The sequence below is a fragment of the Mycobacterium sp. SMC-18 genome, assembly GCF_045310895.1.
Taxonomy (GTDB): domain Bacteria; phylum Actinomycetota; class Actinomycetes; order Mycobacteriales; family Mycobacteriaceae; genus Mycobacterium.
The window spans coordinates 1-19,961 of record NZ_JBJIAL010000018.1 but is presented as its reverse complement, the minus strand read 5'-3'; the positions used below and the strand labels follow the sequence as shown (position 1 = coordinate 19,961).

Below are 19,961 nucleotides of genomic sequence, written 5' to 3'. Positions count from 1 at the left end.
AGAGTCAAGAGTCGGGAGTGAAGATGTCCGAAGCACCCAAGACCCGCCGCAAGCGCGCCGATGGCGAACAGTCCCGTGAGCGAATCCTGGATGCCGCCAACGAGATTGCCTCTGAACGTGGTTACGAAGGCACCAGCATCGGGCTGGTCAGCAAGAAGTGCGGACTCCCCGCCAGTTCCATCTACTGGCACTTCAAGGACAAGGACGACCTGCTGGCGGCGGTGATCGACCGCAGCTTCGAAACCTGGCTGCGCGTCTGGGAACTCCCCCTTGACGGCGAGCCCCGCGAACGCGTGATCGGACTGGCCAGGCAGCTCGCGAAAGGCCTGCTCGACCATCCGGACTTCCTGCGCCTCGGGCTGATGCTGGCGCTGGAGCGCCGGCCCGTGGAACCACGAGCCCGTGCGCGGTTCCTGCAAGCGCGGACGCAGGCCTCCGACTCGCTCACCGCGGCACTCAGTGAGCTTGCCCCAGGTCTCACCGACGCCCAGGTCCGGCTGCTGGTGAACTACTCCATCGCCGGCGCCGACGGCCTGTTCATCGCCAGGGAACTCGGCGGTGATTCGGTGGACCTGCTCGAGTTGTTCGAGATGCACGCCAATGCCATCTACGACACGGCGATCCGGATGCTCGCCGAGAACGTGCGATGACGCCGTCCGCCGGAACCACCGCGCCGATCATCGCTGCCGTCGCGAAGTCGGGAAGTGTGACCTACGCCGAGATCGTGTCATCGATTCCGGCGTGCTCCGCCGGTCCGGACATCCGGGCCGGCGTCGACGATCTGATCGAAACCACCTGTACCGCAATACAGAATGTCGGCGCCCGGCATGCGAAGGTCATCTCACTGCTCAGCCCTTCCCCTGCGACGCGGTACACCGTCTACTGCCTGGTCGACGGCGCCGCCGATCACGCTGCCATCGAACGGGACATCCACACCGCGGTGCAACGGATCAGCGCTGAGGTGCCAGGCTTCCGGCTCAAGCAGGCCGTGCAGTTCGAGAGCATCGGCCCGATCCACATCCCAGAAATCGGCACCTTCGCGGGCACCAGAGTGACCGCGCTCGTCGAAGTAGCCGCGCAAAACGCCGGAGCCCCAACATGATCTACATCAGCGACGTAACCCTGCGTGACGGCATGCACGCCGTCCGGCACCAGTACACCATCGCGCAGGCCGTCGCCATCGCGACGGCGCTCGACGCCGCGGGCGTCGCCTCCATCGAGGTCGCGCACGGCGACGGACTGGGTGGGTCCAGTTGTGTCTACGGCTTCGGCGCCCACACCGACCTGGAGTGGATCTCCGCCGTCGCCGCCGCGGTGTCCCGGGTGCGGATCGCGACGCTGATCCTCCCCGGCATCGGTACCGTGCGCCGGTTGCGCGACGCGCATCGCGCCGGCGTCACCGTCGTCCGTGTCGGTACCCACTGCACCGAGGCCGAGCTCTCCGCACGCCAGCTCGCCGCCGCCCGCGAGCTGGGAATGGACCCCGTCGGCTTCCTGATGATGAGCCACCTCGCCACGCCGGCGGTCCTCGCCGCGCAGGCCAAGCTCATGGAGAGCTACGGCGCGACGTGCGTCTACGTCGTCGACTCCGGCGGGGCGATGACGATGCGCGACGTCGCCGACCGCGTTGACGCACTGCGCCAAACCTTGGACCCTGCAACAGAAATCGGCATCCACGCCCACCACAATCTGTCTCTGGGAGTGGCCAATTCGATCGCCGCGGTCGAGCACGGCGCCAACCGGGTCGACGCGTCGTTGACCGGGATGGGCGCTGGAGCCGGCAACGCACCGCTGGAAGTCTTCATCGCCGCGGCCACCAAGCTGGGCTGGGAGCACGGCTGCGACCTGCATGCGTTGCAGGATGCCGCCGACGATCTGGTGCGGCCGCTGCAGGACCGGCCGGTGCGCGTCGACCGGGAGACCCTGACGCTCGGCTACGCGGGCGTGTACTCGAGCTTCCTGCGGCACGCAGAGATTGCCGCCGAACGCTTCGACGTCGACGCCCGGACACTGTTGGAAGAAGCGGGGCGGCGCGGGCTCGTCGGCGGTCAGGAAGACATGCTGGTCGACATCGCACTAGACCTCACCAGCACGGAAAGCGCCTAAGCGACCAGCTCCACCAACGTCGCGTTGGCGGTGCCGCCACCCTCGCACATGGTCTGCAGGCCGTAGCGAATTCCGTTGTCGCGCATGTGGTTGATCATGCGGGTCATCAGCACCGCGCCGGACGCGCCGAGCGGGTGCCCCAGCGCGATCGCGCCACCGAGGGGATTGAGCGCGGCCTCGCGGGCGCCGGTGTCGGCGAGCCAGGCCAGCGGTACCGGGGCGAACGCCTCGTTCACCTCGAAGACACCGATGTCGCCGATCTTCACACCGGTCTTGCGCAGCACCTTTTCGGTGGCCGGGATCGGGCCCGTCAGCATCAGGACCGGGTCGGCGCCCGTCACCGCACCGCCGACATACCGCACCAGCGGGGTGAAGCCGAGCTGCAGCGCGTTCTCCAGCGTCATCACCAAAAGTGCTGCCGCACCATCGGAAATCTGCGAGGAGTTGCCGGCGTGGATCACGCCGTCCTCCTGGAATGCCGGCTTGAGGCCACCCAGCTTCTCGACCGTCGTCCCGCGCCGGATGCCCTCGTCCTCGTGCACCACACCGCCGTCCTCGGTGAACACCGGAACGATCTGCGTGACGAACGCGCCCGAATCCTGTGCAGCCGCGGCGAGTTCGTGCGACCGCGCCGAGTACTCGTCCAGCCGGGCCCTCGACAGACCCCACTTCTGCGCGATCATCTCCGCCGAGATGCCCTGGTTGAAACCGAAACCGTCATACCGGGCAAGCGCTTTCGGCCCGTACGGCTCGCCGGTCTGGCGGGCCGCACCGAGCGGCACCCGGCTCATCACCTCGACGCCGCCGGCCACCACGACGTCCTGCTGACCGGACATCACTGCCTGCACCGCGAAATCCAGTGCCTGCTGAGACGATCCGCAGGCCCGGTTGACCGTCGTGCCCGGGATCGACTCGGGCCAGCCGGCCGCGAGCACCGACCAGCGGGCGATATTGCTCGACTGGTCGCCGACCTGCGAGACACAGCCCCACACCACGTCGTCGACGAGTTCGGGGGCCACTCCGGACCGCTCCATCAGTTCGTTCAACACCACGGCCGACAGGTCGGCGGCATGCTGGCCGGCCAGCCCCCCGTTGCGCTTGCCGACGGCGGTCCGCACGGCCTCGACAATGACGACTTCACGCATGGTCGCTCCCTGATCCATAGACATCGCCGATGGCACCGGCGGCCCGCAGGCCGGCGATATCTTCAGCGCGGTAACCCAATTCGCCGAGTATCACATCTGTGTGCTCGCCCAGTCCGGGGATTGCCCCCATGTTCAGCTCCAGGCCGCTGATCACCGGCGGCGGCAACAACGCCTCGATGGGGCCATTCGGGGTGCTGACCTGACGCCACCGGTCGCGGGACTTGAGGTGCGGATGTGCGATCACCTCACTGGGCAGGTTGTACCGCGAATTGCCGATGCCGGCGGCGTCGGCAATTCGCTGAATATCCTCGAGATCGCGCTCAGCGCACCAGGATCCGATGTCGGCGTGAAGCTCGTCGCGGTGCGCGCAGCGGTCCGAATTACTCGCGAATCGAGGGTCCGAGGCGAGGTCGGGCCGCTCGATGATCTCCCGGGCCAGGCGCTGCCATTCCCTGTCGTTGGTCGTCCCGAGAACGACGGTCTGTCCGTCGCGCGTCGCGAACGCGCCGTACGGTGCGACGGCCGGTGAAGCCATCCCGAGTGGCTGCTGGTTCACGCCCGAGTGCTGGGTGTAGGTCAGCGGGTAACCCATGATGTCGGTCATCGTGTCGAACAGGCTCACCGCGACCGACGGCGCCGCACCGACAGAGACACCACGGGCGCGGCCCAACAGCAGCGCCATGATGGACAGCGCCGAGTACAGGCCGGTGGAGATATCGGCGACGGGCGGACCCGGCTTGGCCGGCATGCCCGGGAAGCCGGTGGCCGCACATGACCCGGATTCCGCCTGCACCAACAGGTCGTACGCACGTTTCTGGGAAAGGGGTCCGCCCGGCCCGTAGCCATCGATCTCGACGGGAATCACCTGCGGGTGCCGCCTGCCGAGGTCCTCCGGTGACAACCCCAGTCGCGCGGTGGCGCCCGGCGCCAGGTTGGAGACGAACGCGTCGGCCCGGTCGAGCAACTGGTGCAGCACCGCAATGCCCTTGTCTGACTTGAGGTTCAGGCTGATCGACTGCTTGCCCCGGTTGGCCCACACGAAATGCGCCGCCTGGCCGAGCACCACGTCGTCGTAGTCGCGGGCGAAGTCGCCGCCTCGGGGATTCTCGACCTTGATCACGCGGGCGCCGAAGTCGGCCAGCACGCGCGTACACATCGGCGCGGACACCGCCTGCTCCATCGCGACGACGGTGATCCCGGCCAGCGGCAGCGACTGCGCTTCGGTCACGCCCCTCACATAACCATGTAACCGCCGGTCGGCGCGCTGCGACCCCGCTCAGGAGTCCGACGCACAGGTCACGTCGACGTAGACGTTGTTGATCATGCGGGTGTCCGCGCGCTGGGTCGGGTCCGCGGGATTCGGCAACCCGTGCACGTCCGTCACCGTGCAGGCGGACAGCGGAGCGCTCGGGGCCCCGTCGACCTGCACGTTGTAGCCCTCGCTGCGCAGCGTGGAGACGACGTCGGCGCCGTTGTTGCCGGACGCACTGGCGGCCTGCGCCGGGCCGGCGGCGGTCAAGGTGGCAGCGGCCAGCGCCGCGGCGGCGGTGGAGAAGAAGGCGATCCTGCTGATCATGTCGATGTCCCTTCACGGTGGTTTCTGACGTCGTCCAGACTCGAATCGGCCGACAAGGGTTCCCCGGAGGAACGATGAAGATTCGTTAAAGAACGCGGCGCTGACCTGGTCATCCGGTCGACCGCACCACTGCGCGGGTGCACTATGAGCAGGTGAACGGCACTGAACCGACGCCGAGCCTGCGCGCGCTGGTCGTCGACGACGAGGCGGCGCTGGCCGATGTCGTGGCCAGCTACCTCAAACGCGAACAGTTCGAGGTACGTGTCGCGGCCGACGGCCCGTCGGCTCTTGTCGCCGCCCGCGAACTCGACCCCGACGTCGTGGTCCTCGACATCGGACTGCCGGGCCTCGACGGCATCGAGGTATGCCGACAGCTTCGGGTGTTCTCCGACGCGTACGTCGTGATGCTGACGGCCCGCGACACCGAGATCGACACCATCGTCGGGCTGTCGGTCGGCGCCGATGACTACGTCACCAAACCGTTCAGTCCCCGCGAGGTCGTGGCCCGGATTCGGGCCATGTTGCGGCGGCCCCGCCGTGCCCCCGAATCCGTCCCCGAGACGGGGACACCGCCACGCGTGTTCGGGGAGCTGCACATCGACACCGACAGCCGACAGACTCTGCTCGGCGGTGCCCCGATCATGCTGACCCGCACCGAGTTCGATGTTCTGGCGGCCCTGTCCTCGCGGCCGCGACAGGTGTGGACGCGCCATCAGCTGCTCGAAGCGGTCTGGGGTGAATCGTGGTTCGGCAACGACAACGTCGTCGACGTCCATGTCGGCCACCTGCGCCGCAAGCTGGGCGACAATTCGGCCGAGCCGCGTTACGTCACGACGGTGCGAGGCGTCGGATATCGGATGGGAGAAGGCTGATGGCCCAGCACCATCCGCGCAGCAAGCACGGAATCCGCAGTCGGCTCCTCGTCACGAACGCGGTCGTCGTGGTCGCGGCCATCGCCACCACGACGACCGTCGCCCTCATCATCGGCCCGCCGATGTTCCGCAAGGTGATGCAGGACGTCCTGGTCCCCGGGCGCACCGGTCCACATCCCTACGAGCATGTGTTCCGGCAGGCGACCGCGGTCTCGGTGGGCATGTCACTCGCGGTGGCCGCCACGACCGCACTCGGACTGAGCTGGTATCTGAGTCGACGGATGCACCGGTCGACCGCCGAACTCGCCGCCGCCGCAACCGCCGTCGCCGATGGGAACTACGACATCCGCGTCTCACCGCCGCATCTCGGCACCGAATTCGACGCCATTGCAGACGCTTTCAACACCATGGCCGAGCAGCTCGGCTCGGTCGAGACCACCCGGCGCCAGCTGCTGGCCGATCTGGCGCACGAGCTGCGCACGCCCGTCTCCGTCATCGATGCCTATCTGGAGTCGATAGAGGACGGCATCCACCCTCTCGACGCCACGACCATCGGCGTCCTGCGCGACCAGACCCGCCGCCTTGCCCGGCTCAGCTCCGACGTGCGGGCGCTGTCCGACGCCGAACGCGACATGGCGCTCGTCGACACCCAATCCGTCGCGCCCGCGACGCTGATCGGTGCGGCCGTCGACGCCTTCGCCGCGCCCTACCGCGCGAAAGGCGTTGCGCTGACATCGGATATCGCGCCGGGGCTACCTGACCTCTGGGCCGACCCGCAGCGCCTCGACCAGGTGCTGGCCAACCTGCTGACGAATGCACTGCGGCACACCGATGCCGGCGGCACGGTGCGGGTGACGGCAACGCCCGCCGGTGGTTCGGTGCAGATCCAGGTATCCGACGACGGCGACGGCATCGCCGCCGAACATCTGCCGCGGTTGTTCGAGCGGTTCTACCGCGCCGATTCGGCACGCGACCGCGCACACGGCGGTTCCGGCATCGGGTTGGCGATCGCGAAGGCGCTTGTCGACGTCCACCATGGCCGGATCACCGCGACCAGCGCCGGGGTCGGTGCAGGCGCGACGTTCACCGTGGAATTGCCCAGCCGCGCAACGTCGCTCGCCGGCTGATCCCAACGCCTCCCGACCACAACTAGCCCGGAGAGTTCGGGTAATTGGGGTTCGGCGGGTAGCCCTGGTTGGGATAGCCGGGCGGCGGGTAGCCCGGATAGCCCTGCTGTGGGTAACCGGGGTAACCCTGTTGCGGCGGTACGGGATACGACGGCCCGCTCGTCCCGCTCCGGCGGCGCAACATCACCACGACGAACACCACGAGGCACGCCACCCCGATCACGACGAAGACGACAATCGGCCACGACCAGCCGTTCGGCGGCGCACTCACCCAGATCCGGCTCGCTCCGGGACACCGCACGGTCACCGGCCCCCGGTCGAGCGGCAACTCGCCGACCGCGCGGTGGTACTTGCCCCGGGGGATCAGGAAGAGCCGCTTGCCACCGAAACGCTTCTCGTCGTGAGCCCCGGTGAACGGCTCCAAGGGCTCGGCCTGACCGCCAGATGTCGTTGCCGTGCAACGAATGTTCGATTGCGATCGGTCGAGATACACGACGTGCACACGTTCGGTGGGCGTCACCACGTCGCCCGATCTGATCAACTCGGCCGGGTCGTCCTTGGCCCCGAGGAAGATCCCCACCGCCAGCGCCAACATCCCGAACCCGAACAGCGTCCCGATCACTCTGCCGATCGGGCCCTTTCCCCCTGCACGCCCCATGCCCCGATTCTCACACGGACTCCCCCACTGGTCGGGCCGAGTCGTCGTCACTGGTTGTAGTTCGGCGTTCCGCGATTGCGGCGAGCCGCAGTGCGCATTCCGGGTTGCGTGGAACGACCGCCGCCATGGCCACCTTGCCCGGCCCCAACGCATCGGACCGGGCCCTCACTCTGCAACGACCAAGAACCTCAACTACCTTCTGCGCGACGATCTCGACCAGTGGAGCTTATTTCGTTACAGCGCAATTGCTTTGATGGCTTTGTGTCGACATGGGCGGATACCAGCGGGAGTCGCGACGCAATCAATTGCTCTAGGCAATAGTTGCAGTAGCATTGTGTGTGACGAGTCCGTCGGTCGGCTGGTATTCGGCACGCCGTGACACTTGTCCATGACGCGCATCCACGGGTGCGGAAAGGATGACAGTTGTGAAGATCGTCAAACACGTAAGACCTCCAGACGGATTGAGCCGGCTGCTGTATCGGCTGCCCCTCTATATGTTCCGAGCCCACCTTGGCTGGGTGTGCGCAGAGCGCATCATGCGGCTTCATCACCTAGGTCGAGTGTCTGGTGAGCCACGTCAGGCGGTGCTGGAGGTCGTCGAGCACGATCCGGCTGACGATAGTTTTGTCGTCGCCTCGGGGTGGGGGCCAACTGCGGACTGGTACCAGAACGTCATGCACAGTCCGGATGTCGTCATTGACGTGGGGTGGCGCACCCTGCCCGCAACCGCGGTAGCGCTGGACACAGATGAGGGTGCGGAGATCTTTGCCCGCTACGCGACGCGTCACCGCCTGGTGGCCAGGTTCCTTCTACCGCGGGTCATGGGGTTCGAGGTCGATGGTTCGGAGGCCGATTTCCGGGAAGCAGGGCGACATATGCCATTCGTCCGGTTCATCCCGCGCTCCCTGTAGCGAGATGGACTCACCGATCGAGGGCAATACGAGGTCACGGACCGAAACATGTTGCTTCCGTGGCGTTGTCACGAATCGGAGGGCAGCAGCGTCTTGCTGATGGCGGGTTCTTGCGCTCACTCGCACGCAACGGATTCGGCGTCATGAGCCGAACGAACATTGCAAAGGGCCAGAGTCGGCGCGTGGCCATCGAGGTTCCCAGGTTTGTCCGCTCGCTGAGAGTTTGGAGATTGATGCGTATAAGAGCGAGGACGGGGTATTGGCGAGAGGTGATCAATCCATTAGAAGATTACGCCCGCGATCGACCGAGCGAGGGTTGAGTCTTGTGTCGCCACGCACCAGAGGACCGTTCGGGCGTCTCACCGCAGGGATGCGACAGGTCAGCCGCAATCCGCGGCATTTCCGCACAGGACGGTGGTTCCTCGTCGGCGAAGGCATGGCGCTGATCCTTCTCGGATCCGCTGGATTCGTTTCCTTGGCAACCCATCCCAAGGAGGGGGCGGCGGGCGCGCCAGTATGGGTGCTGGCGTTGACCCCTTGGCACAGCGCCGTTTTCGCCGGATTCGGGGTCCTGGCAGTGTTAAGCGCGGCTTACCGTCGCCTCGCGGTCGCGGTCACTTCCCTGGGCGCTGTGATGTTTGTGGCGCTGATGGTGGCGGGGGCCGTCGCCGCCGCCCATCACGAGCCGGGACCGTTGGGATTGCACACCCCAGAAATTATTGTGCACGGGTTGGTGGCCGCCGCAAATGTCGCGATTTTGTACTGGCTTGTTCCTGACGCGCTCGAGGGGCCGGACTGGATCAAACGGCCGCGCACGCAGACACCAGACCTCAGTGTGCCGGACGCCACGCAATCTTCCGCAATATCGGCGGGCTCGGATTGTCAGCCGGCAAATGCCGACGACAACGACACCCCAAAGGTTAAACCCGTCATCACAAGGTCCCCCAGAACAATCGCCGGCCGAGAAAGCCCCGCACCACCGAAGCCAGTTTGAAGGAGACCGCTTATGACAACATCGCGGACCGTCGTCATCACCGGAGCCAGCGCCGGAATCGGGCGTTGCGCAGCGCGACTGTTCGGGGCTCGCGGCGACAAGGTCGCGCTGCTCGCGCGAGGCCAGGCCGGGCTCGAAGGCGCAGTGAAGGACGTGGTGGAACGCGGCGGACAGGCGCTGGCCATTCCTACCGACGTCGCGCAATACGCCGAGGTCGATGCCGCGGCAGCCCTGGTCGAACAGACCTTCGGCCCTATTGACGTGTGGATCAACGTCGCGTTCACCTCGGTGTTTGCTCCGTTTCACGAGATCAAGTCAGACGAATACCGTCGGGTCACCGAAGTGAGTTATCTCGGGTATGTGCACGGCACCATGGCCGCGCTCTCTCGGATGCGGCAACACGATGCGGGCACAATCGTGCAGGTCGGTTCGGCGCTGGGCGCGCGCGCCATCCCACTACAGTCGGCGTACTGCGGCGCCAAGCACGCCATCAACGGTTTCACCGAATCTGACCTTCCCCCGAGACCGTGGAGGCATCAGCTATAAGGAGTAGCGATGTCAGAGAAGCGGAAGAAGTACGACCGGGAGTTCCGTGAGGGGGCTGTTCGGATCGTCGAGGAGACGGGTAAGTCGATCGCGGCGGTGGCTCGGGATCTGGGGGTGAACGAGGGCACCCTGGGCAACTGGGTGACCCGGGCGCGGGAAGCGCGGGAAGGTCGCGGTGAGCTGTCCAAGGACGATGTTGCCGAGCTCAAGCGCCTGCGTGCCGAGGTGGCTGAGTTGCGGATGGAGCGTGATGTCCTCAAGCGATCAGTGGTCCTGTGGGTGAAGGAGGCGACGAAGTGAGCGTGGCACGCTTCATCGCCGACCAGAGGACCAAATACCTTGTGCCCCATACGATCACGTGCGCGCTGTTGGGTGTTGGTGTGTCGTGGTTCTATAAGTGGCTTGGCCGGGCCGGCAACCATGATGGGGTGCACACCGACACCGACCGGCGCCGCGTGGCACTCGATGAGGCAGTCAGCACCGCATTTGTCAGAGCAAAGGGGTTGCATGGGTCGCCGCGGCTGGTCGCTGACCTGCGGGATCTGGGCTGGCAGGTGTCGGAGAACACGGTGGCCGATTCGATGCGCCGTCAGGGGTTGGTGGCCCGCAAGATCCGTCGCCGGGGTGGCCTGACCCGCCAGGACCAGACGGCACCGAAGTTCCCTGACCTGGTCAAACGGGACTTCACTGCGGCCGCGCCGAACTGTAAATGGGTGGGCGATATGACCGAGATTCCCACCGAGTGCGGGCAGAAGCTGTATCTGGCGACGGTGATCGACCTCTACAGTCGGCGGTTGTTGGGGGCGGCGATGGGACTGCACCCGGATGCCGAGTTGGCGTGCGCGGCAATCAACATGGCCGTAGCTGCCCGCGGTGGCCGCCAAGCGATCTGGCGCGATGAGGAGTCCGAACGGGTCATATTTCACACCGATCGCGGCAGCACTTATACCGCGAAGGTGTTCACCACGTTGTGCCGGACCTTGGGTATTCGGCAGTCGATGGGCCGTGTGGGGTCGTGTTTCGATAACGCCGCCGCGGAAGCGTTCTTCTCTTCATTGGAATGGGAAGTGTTGTCCCGCAATATGTTCCGTGATACCGTTCATGCGCAGGCTGTGGTGATCGATTGGTGTTACACCTTCTACAATCACCAGCGTCGGCACAGCGCCGCCGATGGGTTATCGCCGGTCAACTACGAGATCAGGGAATCCAACATCACGCCGGAAGCGGCATAAGGAACCCTCCACGATCTCGGGGGAACCACAATCGATACGCACGGAACTGATGCATGATCAGAGCAACATCCACATCACCGTTGTGCAGATGCCTGCGGTCAACACTCCCCAGTTCAGCTGGGTGCTGTCGCGGCTGCCACGTCACCCACAGCCGGTACCGCCGATCTATCAACCCGAGGTAGCGGCCCGGGCGGTTCTTTACGCTGCACAGCATCCTCGCCGCAAACAATATTGGGTCGGGATGAGCACTGCCGCAACAATATTGGGCCAACGGTGTGTTCCCGCACTCTTGGATCGCTACCTGGCGAGGAACGGCTATGCATCCCAGCAGACCGATGAACCGGTCGAGCCCGACAGGCCGAACAACTTGTGGGAACCTCGCGATGACGCGGCGGGCGCCGACCACGGAGCGCACGGGATATTCGACCCGCGCTCACATGATGTGTCGCCACAGCTGTGGGTGTCGCAACACGCTGGTATGACCGCTGCTGCGGTAGCCGCAGCTGGTGTCGCAGCGCTGAGCGCCGCCGTGTACCGCATATGGCAAGGCTGATTGAACGATCCAGATCAAGTCGACGATCGCAGCGTCGCGCTGCTAGAGCGCGTGCCGGTACCGGGAACCGGGGGCAGCGGTTGGGGAGGTTCTCATGAATGATCTGACGCCGGTGAGTGATGACGGACCCGGTCGCGATCCATCGGGTGCCGGCGCGCAGGGGCGCGGCGACGACGCAACATCCGCCCTGTGTTCGCCAGAGGTGTTGCGCGACTATGCATTATTGGCCGACGGTGAACGAGGCGTCGTAGTGGGTCCTCGCGGCGATTACGCCTGGTTATGTGTTCCCCGCTGGGATTCGGAGGCCGTCTTCTCCTCGCTCATCGGCGGCGCCGGAGGGTATTCGGTGACGCCCGCCGGAAACCGTTTTGTGTGGGGCGGGTACTACGAGCCGCGGTCACTGATCTGGCGGTCGCGCTGGGTCAGCACCGTCGGCATCATTGAATGCAGGGAAGCGTTGGCGTTTCCCGGCGACCCGCACAACGCGGTCGTGTTGCGCCGCATCATTGCCGTTGACGGCGACGCCGTCGTCCGCGCTCGGCTCGACGTTCGTGCGGATTTCGGCTCCCTGCCCATGACCGTTGATGAGCGCTTCGCGGGCGGGCTGGCCGCATCGTCGGGACGGTTCCGGATCCGCTGGAATGCCGGCGCCGACATCGTGATTCTCCCTGATGGTTCGGCTGAAGCGCAGATCATCGTGCCCGCCGGCCGTACTCATGATCTCGTGCTCGAGATCGCCGACTGCCCGATTCAGGCAGCTCCTGTTGAGCCCCAGCGATACTGGCGCACCACCGAAGATGCCTGGCACGCCGCGGTGCCCGTCTTCACCGGCTCACTGGCCGACCGGGATACGTGCCACGCCTACGCGGTGCTGCGGGGATTGACCAGCGCGCGCGGCGGAATGGTGGCAGCGGCGACGATGTCGCTTCCCGAACGCGCCGAACATGGGCGTAATTACGACTACCGCTACGCCTGGGTCCGCGACCAGTGCTACGCCGGTCTGGGCGTTGCCGCTGCCGGGCCCGGCGAGCTGCTCGACGGCTCAGTGCGCTTTGTCGCTGAACGGCTCATTGCCGATGGCCCTGAGCTCAAACCGGCCTACACGGTGGTCGGCGGCCTGGTGCCCGACGAACACCGACTGTCCTTGCCCGGATATCCGGGTGGCGGCGTGGTCAAGACCGGTAACTGGGTCAACCGTCAGTTCCAGCTCGACGCGTTCGGCGAAGCTTTGTCATTGTTGGCGACAGCGGGCCGCCTCGACCGCCTCGACCGCACACTGTGGTCGGCAGTCGAAGCTGCGGTGAGCGCGATCAGGCACCGGTGGCGGCAACCTGATGCAGGGATCTGGGAACTCGACAACGCGCGCTGGGCGCATTCGCGGTTGAGCTGTGCCGCCGGGCTACGCGCGATAGCCAAGATCGCCCCGCGCAAGCAGGCGGGCGAGTGGTCAGCATTCGCCGATGCGATCGTCGCAGATGCCGACACCGACTGCCTGCACCCGAGTGGCCGATGGCAACGTGCCCCGGGTGACCCACGGGTGGACGCGGCGCTATTGTTGCCCGCGCTTCGCGGCGCTGTCCCGGCCGATGACCCGCGCAGCCAGGCCACACTGGCCGCAGTGCGCAAGCAACTCAGTTCACAGGGCTACCTATATCGATTCCGCCACAACGGAATTCGGCTCGGTGACACCGAAGGCGCCTTCCTGCTGTGCGGATTTGCGATGGCGCTCGCCGAGCAGCAGCACGGACACCGCCGCGCCGCGGTGCGATGGTTTGAACGCAGCCGCGCCTCGTGCGGCCCGCCAGGACTGTTCACCGAGGAATACGACGTCAAGCAACGACAGCTGCGGGGCAATCTCCCGCAGGCCTTCGTGCATGCGCTGTGCTTCGAAGCCGCATTTGCGCTTACCGAAGACGGCGCCTGAGCCGCGCGAGCGCAGAGCGGCCATGGCGTCGACCTTCGCCAACTGAACCTGGTCGGGCGGCGCTGGCCCGCCGCATCAGCGGGTCTCCACCTGGGATCATGCTGAGCATGATGCGCGCCAGGTGATCTCGCCGACGCCGTTGCGTAGGAGGGGTTGCCGTAGCGGCGACAAGGTCGCGATATCCGGTGCCCGCCCAGGTGGTTGCGACCGCCGCATCAGCTAACCCCGTACGGACGCGGGAGTGATCGCCGCCCGCCAGCGCAATCGCAGTCAGCGCATGGACGGCGTCAACCCACACCCCCAACGCGAGCACCTCAGGGCTCGGCCGCAGTCCAGACGACACGGCCTGAGCGAGATGACGGGCGCCGAGCGCCCGGGCGATCAGCACACTCTTCGCATCGACCTTGGCGTCATGGATGTTCCCGATGACCTGTCGCGGCGCGAACAGCAGCGCCGCCGCCCAACCGGCGCGCGCCAGTTCGATTCTGCGTATTCGTGGCCGAGCCGGCGGAGGGCTCTTCGATGGGTTGCGAGAACCAAACGTGGAGCTGCCGCAAACCGCGTGGTCAATTGCGTTGCTGTTCATGACGTTTCTTTTGGTCGATGGACGGAGTGAACTCCTGCAGTGATCGGCGGTATCGCTTGGCGGTGGGCGCCAGCGACATGCCATGGCCGGGCTCGGTGGTGCAGGGGGTGAGTGTGCCGCCAGTTGCCGCGGGCACGCCGTTGAAGAGCACTGGTTCCAGTCGGGTGTGGTCGATGAAGTACTCAACGTGGCGCAGATTGGTAACGCAGGCGGCTACAGGGGCGTGCAATGCCGGCGCGCAATGCGCCGAAACCTGCAGATTGCGGGACGCTGCGACGGCGGCGCAGCCCAGCCAGCCGGTGTAGCCACCACAGCGGGTCGCGTCGAGTTGCAGGCAGTCCAGTGCGGGGGCCAGTTGCCGCGCACCGTAGAGGTCGCTGACGTATTCGCCGGCCGCGACATCGCAGCGCAGCGCGTTACGCAGGACGCCCAGACCCGCAATGTCGTCGCTACTGACCGGTTCCTCGAACCACACCACCCCCAGATCGTCAAGAGCGGCGCCGACACGGCGGGCCTGGCCGAGCGTGTAGCCGCCGTTCGCGTCGACCATCAGGTCCACCTCTGCACCAGCAAGCTCCCGCACCTGCTCGACCCGAGACAGGTCGCGGGCAACGGCGGTTCCCCAATCTTGACCGATCTTGATTTTCATCGACCGGCATCCGGCGGCGCGCCACTCCGATATCTGTTCGCCGAGCCCGATCTCATCGAGGGTCGTGAAGCCGCCGGAACCGTAGATCGGCACCGCCGACCGCGCCTGGCCCAACATCACGGTGAGCGGCAGGTCACAGAGCCGCGCCTTGAGATCCCATAGCGCGATGTCGACCGCGCTGAGCGCTTGCATGACCAGGCCCCGCGTGCCGAAGTTGCGGCAGTGGCGGTGCATCACCTGCCACGCCCCTCGGATATCGAACGGATCGCGGCCGCAGATCACGGCGGCCAGCTCCTCGCGGATGACTGCGGCGGCCGAGGACGAGCTATACGTCCACCCCAGACCGGTGGTGTCGCCCGCGTGCACCCGCACCACGACTGCAGTGGTCGCATCCCAACACAAAGTGCCGTCGGCCTCGGCCTGCGGCGTGCCGACGCGGTAGACCTCGACGTCGACATGCTCGATCGTTGAGTTATTCACGTGCACAGCGCTTCTCACTCGACGCACGGCATGCAGCGTGGTCGGCCATCAGATCAGCAGCGCGCGCGGCCAGCGCCATGATGGTCAACGCCGGGTTGGCCGCGCCCTGTGTCGGCATCGTGCTGCCGTCGACGACATAGAGCCGGTCGACGCCATACACTCGGTGCTCAGCGTCGATGACGCCTTCTTCTGCGCGTGCCGCCATCCGTGCCCCGCCGACAAGATGGGCGTAACGCTCGATCGTGATGACTTCCTCGGCGCCGGCCGCGCGCAAAATGTCGCCCATGACTGCGCCGGCAGCCCTGATCAGCTTCTTGTCGTTGTCGCATTGAGAGTAGGCGAAATGCGCGACGGCAAGCCCGTGGCGATCTTTCTCGTCGGCCAGCGTCACACGATTGTCAGGCTGCGGCAGTAATTCGCACAATGCACCCAAGGTCGCCCAATGCACGTAGTCGCGCATGTACTCACGCAGCGTGCATCCCCAATGGCCTTGCGCTCCAACATGTTCGGCCCAGGTGATCGGCATCGGACTGACGGTCTGGATGGACCAGCCACGTTGGTAGGTCTTGGTCGGGTCCGTCTCGTAGAACTGCTCGGAGCAAACCTCGGGTGGTGGCGCTTTGTACATGCGGATCTCGTCGCTGAACCGGCCCGCCACTTGAGGAGCGCCCTGAACCATGAGATGGCGACCCAGGTGATCGTGGTCGTTGCCCAACCCCTGGGGATACCGGGGGGTGGCGGACAGCAGCAGGAGCCGCGGTGTCTCGATCGAGTAGCCGGCGACGACGACGGCGGCGGCGCGTTGCCGCCGAAGGACACCGGCGTGCAGGTACTCCACGCCGGTCGCGCGCCCGGTGCGATCGTCGACGAGCACGCGCGCGACATGGCAGTCGGGCCGGATTTCGGCGCCGTGGGCCAGCGCGTCGGGAATGTGGGTGATCAACGGACTGGCCTTGGCGTTGACTTTGCAGCCTTGGATACAGAACCCACGATAGATGCAATGCGGCCGGTTACCGAACCGGCCGTTCGGAATTGCCACCGGGCCGACTCGCATCTGGATGCCGAGCCGCTCCGCGCCCCGCAGAGCGACCATGCCGTTGCCGCCGACGGGGTGAGGGCTGTGCGGGTAATCGTGGGGGTCGCCCCATGGCCAGTGCTGTCCGGCCACGGGCAGCTCGGCCTCGATCTGCTCGTAGTAGGGCCGCAGCTGCTCATAGCTGATAGGCCAGTCCGCGCCTACGCCCTCGGCGCTGAGCGTGTGGAAGTCCGAGGGGTGAAAACGCGGCACGTACCCTGCGTAATGCACCATCGATCCACCGACGCCCCGCCCGGAGTTGTTGGACCCCAAAGGAACCGGGTCGGCGCCGCCAATCTGTCTGGGATCGGTCCAATACAGCACATGCGAGGCACGCTCGTCGCTGACCCAGTCTGTATCGGGATCCCAGAACGGGCCGGCGTCGAGCACGACGGCGTGCCAGCCCGCCCGCGCCAGCCGCTGAGCCAGGGTCGCACCGCCGGCACCGGCGCCGACGATGACCACGTCGACCTCGTCGCTGTCGTCATAGCGACGCATGTCGTGGCGCAACCGATGATTCACCCGTGACCCATCGTTGGGAATGAGCCAGGCGGATTCGTTACGCGCGCGTACCCCATGGCCGTCAGCCACTCGCCGACCTTCCTGCGATGTCGTCGTGCGCCCTGCGGGCTTGTTCGATGCGCGCGGCGAACGGGATCGGGTCGTTATTGAGATGGTCTGCCACTTCCCACGTTTCACGCGCGTTCACGCCTGGATTGAGGTAGCCGCGCGGATAGGCGGGGCCGCCGAAGCCGATCTCGTTCCATGCCCACGGATGTGAGTAGAACGCGGTGGTGGCGTAGCGCATCCACAGGCTCCAGACGTGCTTGGCGGGCAACCGGTGCCATGGATCGCCGGCGGCAGCGAGGTCCTGCACGTCTTGCAGCAGAAGACCCTGGCTGCGGCGCGACAATTCGGTGTAACTGGTGCCGCTGTGGGCCTGCGCGTCCTCGTTGAGGTGTGCGAGGGTGACGCGCCAGGCCTGGCCGTCCTCGGGTAGATCGTCATAGTGCCAGCCGTCGGTTTCGCCCACTGAGAGTCGTTGGTCGATCAATGCAAGTACCGGCACCCTCGGTTCGCCGTCTTGGCCCAGTAGCAGGTCAAGCATCGGTTGAGCGATGCCCGCTTCGTCAGTGGTGAAGAATGACAGAGCATTTGGCAATGTCAGCCGTGCCAGCACCACTCCGGAAGTCGCGGCATCCCACACGTGGGCTTGATCCAGGACATCAAACCCCGGGAACCGGCCTTGCCTCTGCGGAGTTACCGCGTGCTCTGGCGGTGGGCGAAACGGCATCAGTGGTCAGCCCCGTCTCGATGCAGCGACAAGCTCTCTCGGCGCAGCACTGCTGCGAGCAAGCCCATACCGCCGACCAACGATGCCAACAGTGGCGCGAATGCTGGCGGACCTGACTCCATGTTGTATTTCGTCAGTCCGCCGGGCCGCTGCCGAATACCACGCCAATGTAAGTAGGTGCCCTGCAGTCCGTTGATCACGATCGCTGCGCTGGTCAGTGGCAGCACCGTGCGCGCCGCGCGCTGGGAGAAGAACCCGGCCACGCCCGCGGGGATCGCGGTGGGCAGCACGACGATCGGCCAATACATCATCTTGTTGCCGAAGCTGGCGCCATCGTGCGAGAAATAGATTTCACCGGCAGTGATGCCGGCGCCGACAGCGGTCAGCGCCGCCAGCGTACGCTCGAAACGGCCGGTCCTGATGTCATACAGCGCTTCCCCGAGGAGGTGCATCACGCGTCCTTCTCGCCCGGAAGGTACTGCTGCACTTTCTGTTTGAGTCCCTGTTTGATGAACCCGCCCGCGTCGTCATCGCCGCCGAGCACTGCCATGACCAAGGACTTCGCCTGTTCGAATGTCGCATGTGGGGGGATCGGCGGAACATCCGGATCGCACACCACATCAAGCACGGTTGGCCGGTCGGCCGCCAATGCGCGCTCCCACGCGGCCCCCAGTTCGAGAGCGTCGTCGATGTTTTCGCCGCGCAAACCTAGGCTGCGCGCGAACCCGGCGTAGTCGACGTCAGGTAGCGACTGTGAGGCGGCGAACTTCGGAGAGTTCTCCATCGCGCGCATCTCCCAGGTGACCTGATTGAGATCGTTGTTGTGCAGCACCGCGACGATCAACCGGGGGTCGGCCCACTGCCGCCAGTATCTGGTGATGGTGATCAGTTCGGCGAGCCCGTTCATCTGCATTGCACCGTCACCGACGAAGGCGATGCCCGGCCGGTCGGGATGAGCCCATTTGGCGCCGATCACGTACGGAACCCCCGGACCCATCGTCGCTAACGTGCCCGACAACGATCCCCGCACACCCGAGGTGAACTTGAGTTGGCGGGCATACCAATTGGCCGACGAACCCGAGTCCGCGGCGACGATCGCGTTGGACGGCAGCCGCTGGGACAGCTCGTAGAAGATCCGCATCGGGTTGATCGGGTCGGCCGTGGTCATCGCCCGGCGTTCGACGGTGTTCCACCACTTCTCTACGTGGTGTTCGACTTTCTCGCGCCAGGAGCGGTCAGTCTTGCGTTGTAACAACGGAATCAGCGCCTGCAGTGTCGCCTTGGCGTCGCCGACGATGTTCAATTCGTACGGATAGCGCATGCCGATCCACTGCCCCGAACGGTCGATCTGCACACCGCGCGCCTGGTCGAGCTTGGGCAGGAATTGCGTATAGGGGAAATTGGATCCGACGGTGAGCAACGTGTCGCAGTCCATCATCAGGTGCCAACTTGCCGTGGTACCCAACAGGCCGATCGAACCGGTCACCCACGGTAAGTCATCAGGCAGTACGTCCTTACCGAGCAGCGCTTTGGCTACCCCGGCCCCGAGCAGGTCGGCGACTTCGGTCAGCTCGTCGGCGCAGCCGCGCGCACCTTGGCCGACCAGCATCGCGACTCTCTGCCCGGCGTTGAGGATCGCCGCAGCCTGAAGTACCGCCTCATCGTCGGCGGCCACCCGAGCGGGGCTCAGCCCAAGACTGGACGGCACCTGCTTGAAGGCATGTCCGGGCGGCTCGTAGTCGAGTTCGAGCACGTCGGACGGAAAGATCAGACAGGTTGGGGCGCTCTGGCTGAGCGCGGTGCGGATTGCCCTATCGATCAGGTTGGGCAACTGTTGGGGCACGGTGCACATTTGCACGTAATCGCTGCACACGTCCTTGAACAGGCTGATTAGGTCAACCTCCTGCTGGTAGGAGCCGCCCATCGCTGATCGCTCGGTCTGACCGACGATGGCAACCACCGGCACATGGTCGAGCTTGGCGTCATAGAGCCCGTTGAGCAGATGCACCGCGCCGGGTCCGCTGAACCGCCCCAGGTTTGATGCCGCTGCTGTTTGAGTCCGGAAGGATGAGCAGCATGCCGAAGAAAATCGATCCTGCCTTGCGTGAGCGGGCGGTGCGGCTGGTGACCGAGCATCAGCAGGAGTACTCGTCGTTGACCGCCGCTTCGGAAGCGGTGGCCCGTCAGCTTGGGGTGGGTAAGGAATCGGTGCGGCGCTGGGTGGTGCAGGCCC

The 19,961-nt window shown here is 65.8% G+C and carries 18 protein-coding genes and 4 pseudogenes; 13 read left to right on the top strand and 9 right to left on the bottom strand.

The window, feature by feature from the left end:
• Positions 1-23 precede the first annotated feature (23 nt).
• Genes ACJH6J_RS17190 through dmpG form a run of 3 tightly spaced genes read left to right on the top strand, consistent with a single transcriptional unit; the run spans position 24 to position 2,106 of the window.
• A complete protein-coding gene (locus ACJH6J_RS17190; RefSeq protein WP_061003486.1) occupies positions 24-650 on the top strand; it encodes a TetR/AcrR family transcriptional regulator in 627 nt (208 codons plus the stop codon).
• A complete protein-coding gene (locus ACJH6J_RS17185) occupies positions 647-1,102 on the top strand; it encodes a hypothetical protein (protein WP_061003457.1) in 456 nt (151 codons plus the stop codon). The genes ACJH6J_RS17190 and ACJH6J_RS17185 overlap by 4 nt, the downstream gene beginning before the upstream one ends.
• Positions 1,099-2,106 (top strand): 4-hydroxy-2-oxovalerate aldolase, encoded by a 1,008-nt coding sequence (dmpG, locus tag ACJH6J_RS17180; RefSeq protein ID WP_061003460.1) that lies wholly within the window; start codon positions 1,099-1,101, stop codon positions 2,104-2,106. Before ACJH6J_RS17185 ends, dmpG begins: the two co-directional genes overlap by 4 nt.
• Here dmpG and ACJH6J_RS17175 read toward each other — a convergent pair.
• The 3 genes from ACJH6J_RS17175 to ACJH6J_RS17165 are packed head-to-tail and all read right to left on the bottom strand — an operon-like array spanning position 2,103 to position 4,827.
• The gene (locus tag ACJH6J_RS17175; RefSeq protein ID WP_406804259.1) at positions 2,103-3,251 is read right to left on the bottom strand and encodes a thiolase family protein; all 1,149 of its coding nucleotides are present in this window, start codon (positions 3,249-3,251) and stop codon (positions 2,103-2,105) included. The two genes, dmpG and ACJH6J_RS17175, sit on opposite strands and share 4 nt — an antisense overlap.
• On the bottom strand, positions 3,244-4,479 hold the full coding sequence (locus tag ACJH6J_RS17170; RefSeq protein ID WP_082762302.1) for a CaiB/BaiF CoA-transferase family protein: 1,236 nt from the start codon (positions 4,477-4,479) through the stop codon (positions 3,244-3,246). Before ACJH6J_RS17170 ends, ACJH6J_RS17175 begins: the two co-directional genes overlap by 8 nt.
• 48 nt (positions 4,480-4,527) lie before the next feature.
• A complete protein-coding gene (locus ACJH6J_RS17165) occupies positions 4,528-4,827 on the bottom strand; it encodes a hypothetical protein (RefSeq protein WP_061003464.1) in 300 nt (99 codons plus the stop codon).
• 137 nt (positions 4,828-4,964) lie between these two features.
• Between ACJH6J_RS17165 and ACJH6J_RS17160 the strand changes: the two genes are divergently transcribed.
• Together ACJH6J_RS17160 and ACJH6J_RS17155 are read left to right on the top strand one after the other, a co-directional pair.
• Positions 4,965-5,699 carry a response regulator transcription factor gene (locus ACJH6J_RS17160; RefSeq protein WP_061003466.1) on the top strand — a complete coding sequence of 245 codons (735 nt, stop codon included), beginning with the start codon at positions 4,965-4,967 and terminating at the stop codon, positions 5,697-5,699.
• Positions 5,699-6,826 carry a cell wall metabolism sensor histidine kinase WalK gene (locus tag ACJH6J_RS17155; RefSeq protein WP_061003468.1) on the top strand — a complete coding sequence of 376 codons (1,128 nt, stop codon included), beginning with the start codon at positions 5,699-5,701 and terminating at the stop codon, positions 6,824-6,826. Before ACJH6J_RS17160 ends, ACJH6J_RS17155 begins: the two co-directional genes overlap by 1 nt.
• Positions 6,827-6,848: 22 nt before the next feature.
• On the opposite strand, the gene ACJH6J_RS17150 is transcribed toward ACJH6J_RS17155, so the two are convergent.
• Positions 6,849-7,484 carry a hypothetical protein gene (locus ACJH6J_RS17150; RefSeq protein WP_212812401.1) on the bottom strand — a complete coding sequence of 212 codons (636 nt, stop codon included), beginning with the start codon at positions 7,482-7,484 and terminating at the stop codon, positions 6,849-6,851.
• Positions 7,485-7,909: 425 nt separating this feature from the next.
• Here ACJH6J_RS17150 and ACJH6J_RS17145 point away from each other — a divergent pair, with 425 nt between their 5' ends.
• The 7 genes and pseudogenes from ACJH6J_RS17145 to ACJH6J_RS17115 all read left to right on the top strand — a co-directional run bounded on the left by ACJH6J_RS17145 (position 7,910) and on the right by ACJH6J_RS17115 (position 13,644).
• Positions 7,910-8,395 carry a nitroreductase family deazaflavin-dependent oxidoreductase gene (locus ACJH6J_RS17145; RefSeq protein WP_061003490.1) on the top strand — a complete coding sequence of 162 codons (486 nt, stop codon included), beginning with the start codon at positions 7,910-7,912 and terminating at the stop codon, positions 8,393-8,395.
• Between the two features lie 370 nt (positions 8,396-8,765).
• Entirely contained in the window at positions 8,766-9,389 is a 624-nt protein-coding gene (locus tag ACJH6J_RS17140) for a DUF4383 domain-containing protein (RefSeq protein WP_212812402.1), read from the top strand.
• 12 nt (positions 9,390-9,401) lie between these two features.
• A pseudogene (locus ACJH6J_RS17135) lies at positions 9,402-9,899 on the top strand (SDR family NAD(P)-dependent oxidoreductase); the annotation flags it as partial.
• Between the two features lie 45 nt (positions 9,900-9,944).
• The gene (locus ACJH6J_RS17130; RefSeq protein WP_103850853.1) at positions 9,945-10,235 is read left to right on the top strand and encodes a transposase; all 291 of its coding nucleotides are present in this window, start codon (positions 9,945-9,947) and stop codon (positions 10,233-10,235) included.
• Positions 10,232-11,167 carry an IS3 family transposase gene (locus ACJH6J_RS17125; RefSeq protein ID WP_212812404.1) on the top strand — a complete coding sequence of 312 codons (936 nt, stop codon included), beginning with the start codon at positions 10,232-10,234 and terminating at the stop codon, positions 11,165-11,167. Before ACJH6J_RS17130 ends, ACJH6J_RS17125 begins: the two co-directional genes overlap by 4 nt.
• Before the next feature lie 13 nt (positions 11,168-11,180).
• A pseudogene (locus ACJH6J_RS17120) lies at positions 11,181-11,720 on the top strand (short-chain dehydrogenase); the annotation flags it as partial.
• Between the two features lie 94 nt (positions 11,721-11,814).
• Complete coding sequence (locus ACJH6J_RS17115; RefSeq protein ID WP_212812405.1) at positions 11,815-13,644, top strand: glycoside hydrolase family 15 protein; 1,830 nt, start codon at positions 11,815-11,817, stop codon at positions 13,642-13,644.
• A gap of 566 nt (positions 13,645-14,210) precedes the next feature.
• Here ACJH6J_RS17115 and ACJH6J_RS17110 read toward each other — a convergent pair.
• The 5 genes and pseudogenes from ACJH6J_RS17110 to ACJH6J_RS17090 all read right to left on the bottom strand — a co-directional run.
• Positions 14,211-15,359, bottom strand: coding sequence for an enolase C-terminal domain-like protein (locus tag ACJH6J_RS17110; protein WP_212812406.1), 1,149 nt, complete (start codon positions 15,357-15,359; stop codon positions 14,211-14,213).
• The gene (locus ACJH6J_RS17105) at positions 15,352-16,932 is read right to left on the bottom strand and encodes a GMC family oxidoreductase (RefSeq protein ID WP_212814905.1); all 1,581 of its coding nucleotides are present in this window, start codon (positions 16,930-16,932) and stop codon (positions 15,352-15,354) included. Before ACJH6J_RS17105 ends, ACJH6J_RS17110 begins: the two co-directional genes overlap by 8 nt.
• 85 nt (positions 16,933-17,017) lie before the next feature.
• Positions 17,018-17,641 (bottom strand): gluconate 2-dehydrogenase subunit 3 family protein, encoded by a 624-nt coding sequence (locus ACJH6J_RS17100; RefSeq protein WP_244872619.1) that lies wholly within the window; start codon positions 17,639-17,641, stop codon positions 17,018-17,020.
• 86 nt (positions 17,642-17,727) lie between these two features.
• Positions 17,728-18,180 carry a hypothetical protein gene (locus tag ACJH6J_RS17095; RefSeq protein WP_212814906.1) on the bottom strand — a complete coding sequence of 151 codons (453 nt, stop codon included), beginning with the start codon at positions 18,178-18,180 and terminating at the stop codon, positions 17,728-17,730.
• Positions 18,180-19,751, bottom strand: a pseudogene (locus ACJH6J_RS17090) (thiamine pyrophosphate-requiring protein); the annotation flags it as partial. The pseudogene ACJH6J_RS17090 and the gene ACJH6J_RS17095, both read right to left, overlap by 1 nt.
• 53 nt (positions 19,752-19,804) lie before the next feature.
• On the opposite strand from ACJH6J_RS17090, the pseudogene ACJH6J_RS17085 reads away from it, so the two are divergent.
• Positions 19,805-19,961: pseudogene (locus tag ACJH6J_RS17085) on the top strand (IS3 family transposase); the annotation flags it as partial.

Bases quoted from the DNA above. Each gene is read 5' to 3' on its own strand.
- ACJH6J_RS17190 (WP_061003486.1), top strand. From the start codon at position 24: ATGTCCGAAGCACCCAAGACCCGCCGCAAGCGCGCCGATGGCGAACAG.
- ACJH6J_RS17185 (WP_061003457.1), top strand. From the start codon at position 647: ATGACGCCGTCCGCCGGAACCACCGCGCCGATCATCGCTGCCGTCGCG.
- dmpG (WP_061003460.1), top strand. From the start codon at position 1,099: ATGATCTACATCAGCGACGTAACCCTGCGTGACGGCATGCACGCCGTC.
- ACJH6J_RS17175 (WP_406804259.1), bottom strand. From the start codon at position 3,251: ATGCGTGAAGTCGTCATTGTCGAGGCCGTGCGGACCGCCGTCGGCAAG.
- ACJH6J_RS17165 (WP_061003464.1), bottom strand. From the start codon at position 4,827: ATGATCAGCAGGATCGCCTTCTTCTCCACCGCCGCCGCGGCGCTGGCC.
- ACJH6J_RS17155 (WP_061003468.1), top strand. From the start codon at position 5,699: ATGGCCCAGCACCATCCGCGCAGCAAGCACGGAATCCGCAGTCGGCTC.
- ACJH6J_RS17150 (WP_212812401.1), bottom strand. From the start codon at position 7,484: ATGGGGCGTGCAGGGGGAAAGGGCCCGATCGGCAGAGTGATCGGGACG.
- ACJH6J_RS17140 (WP_212812402.1), top strand. From the start codon at position 8,766: ATGCGACAGGTCAGCCGCAATCCGCGGCATTTCCGCACAGGACGGTGG.
- ACJH6J_RS17130 (WP_103850853.1), top strand. From the start codon at position 9,945: ATGTCAGAGAAGCGGAAGAAGTACGACCGGGAGTTCCGTGAGGGGGCT.
- ACJH6J_RS17115 (WP_212812405.1), top strand. From the start codon at position 11,815: ATGAATGATCTGACGCCGGTGAGTGATGACGGACCCGGTCGCGATCCA.
- ACJH6J_RS17105 (WP_212814905.1), bottom strand. From the start codon at position 16,932: ATGCGTCGCTATGACGACAGCGACGAGGTCGACGTGGTCATCGTCGGC.
- ACJH6J_RS17095 (WP_212814906.1), bottom strand. From the start codon at position 18,180: ATGCACCTCCTCGGGGAAGCGCTGTATGACATCAGGACCGGCCGTTTC.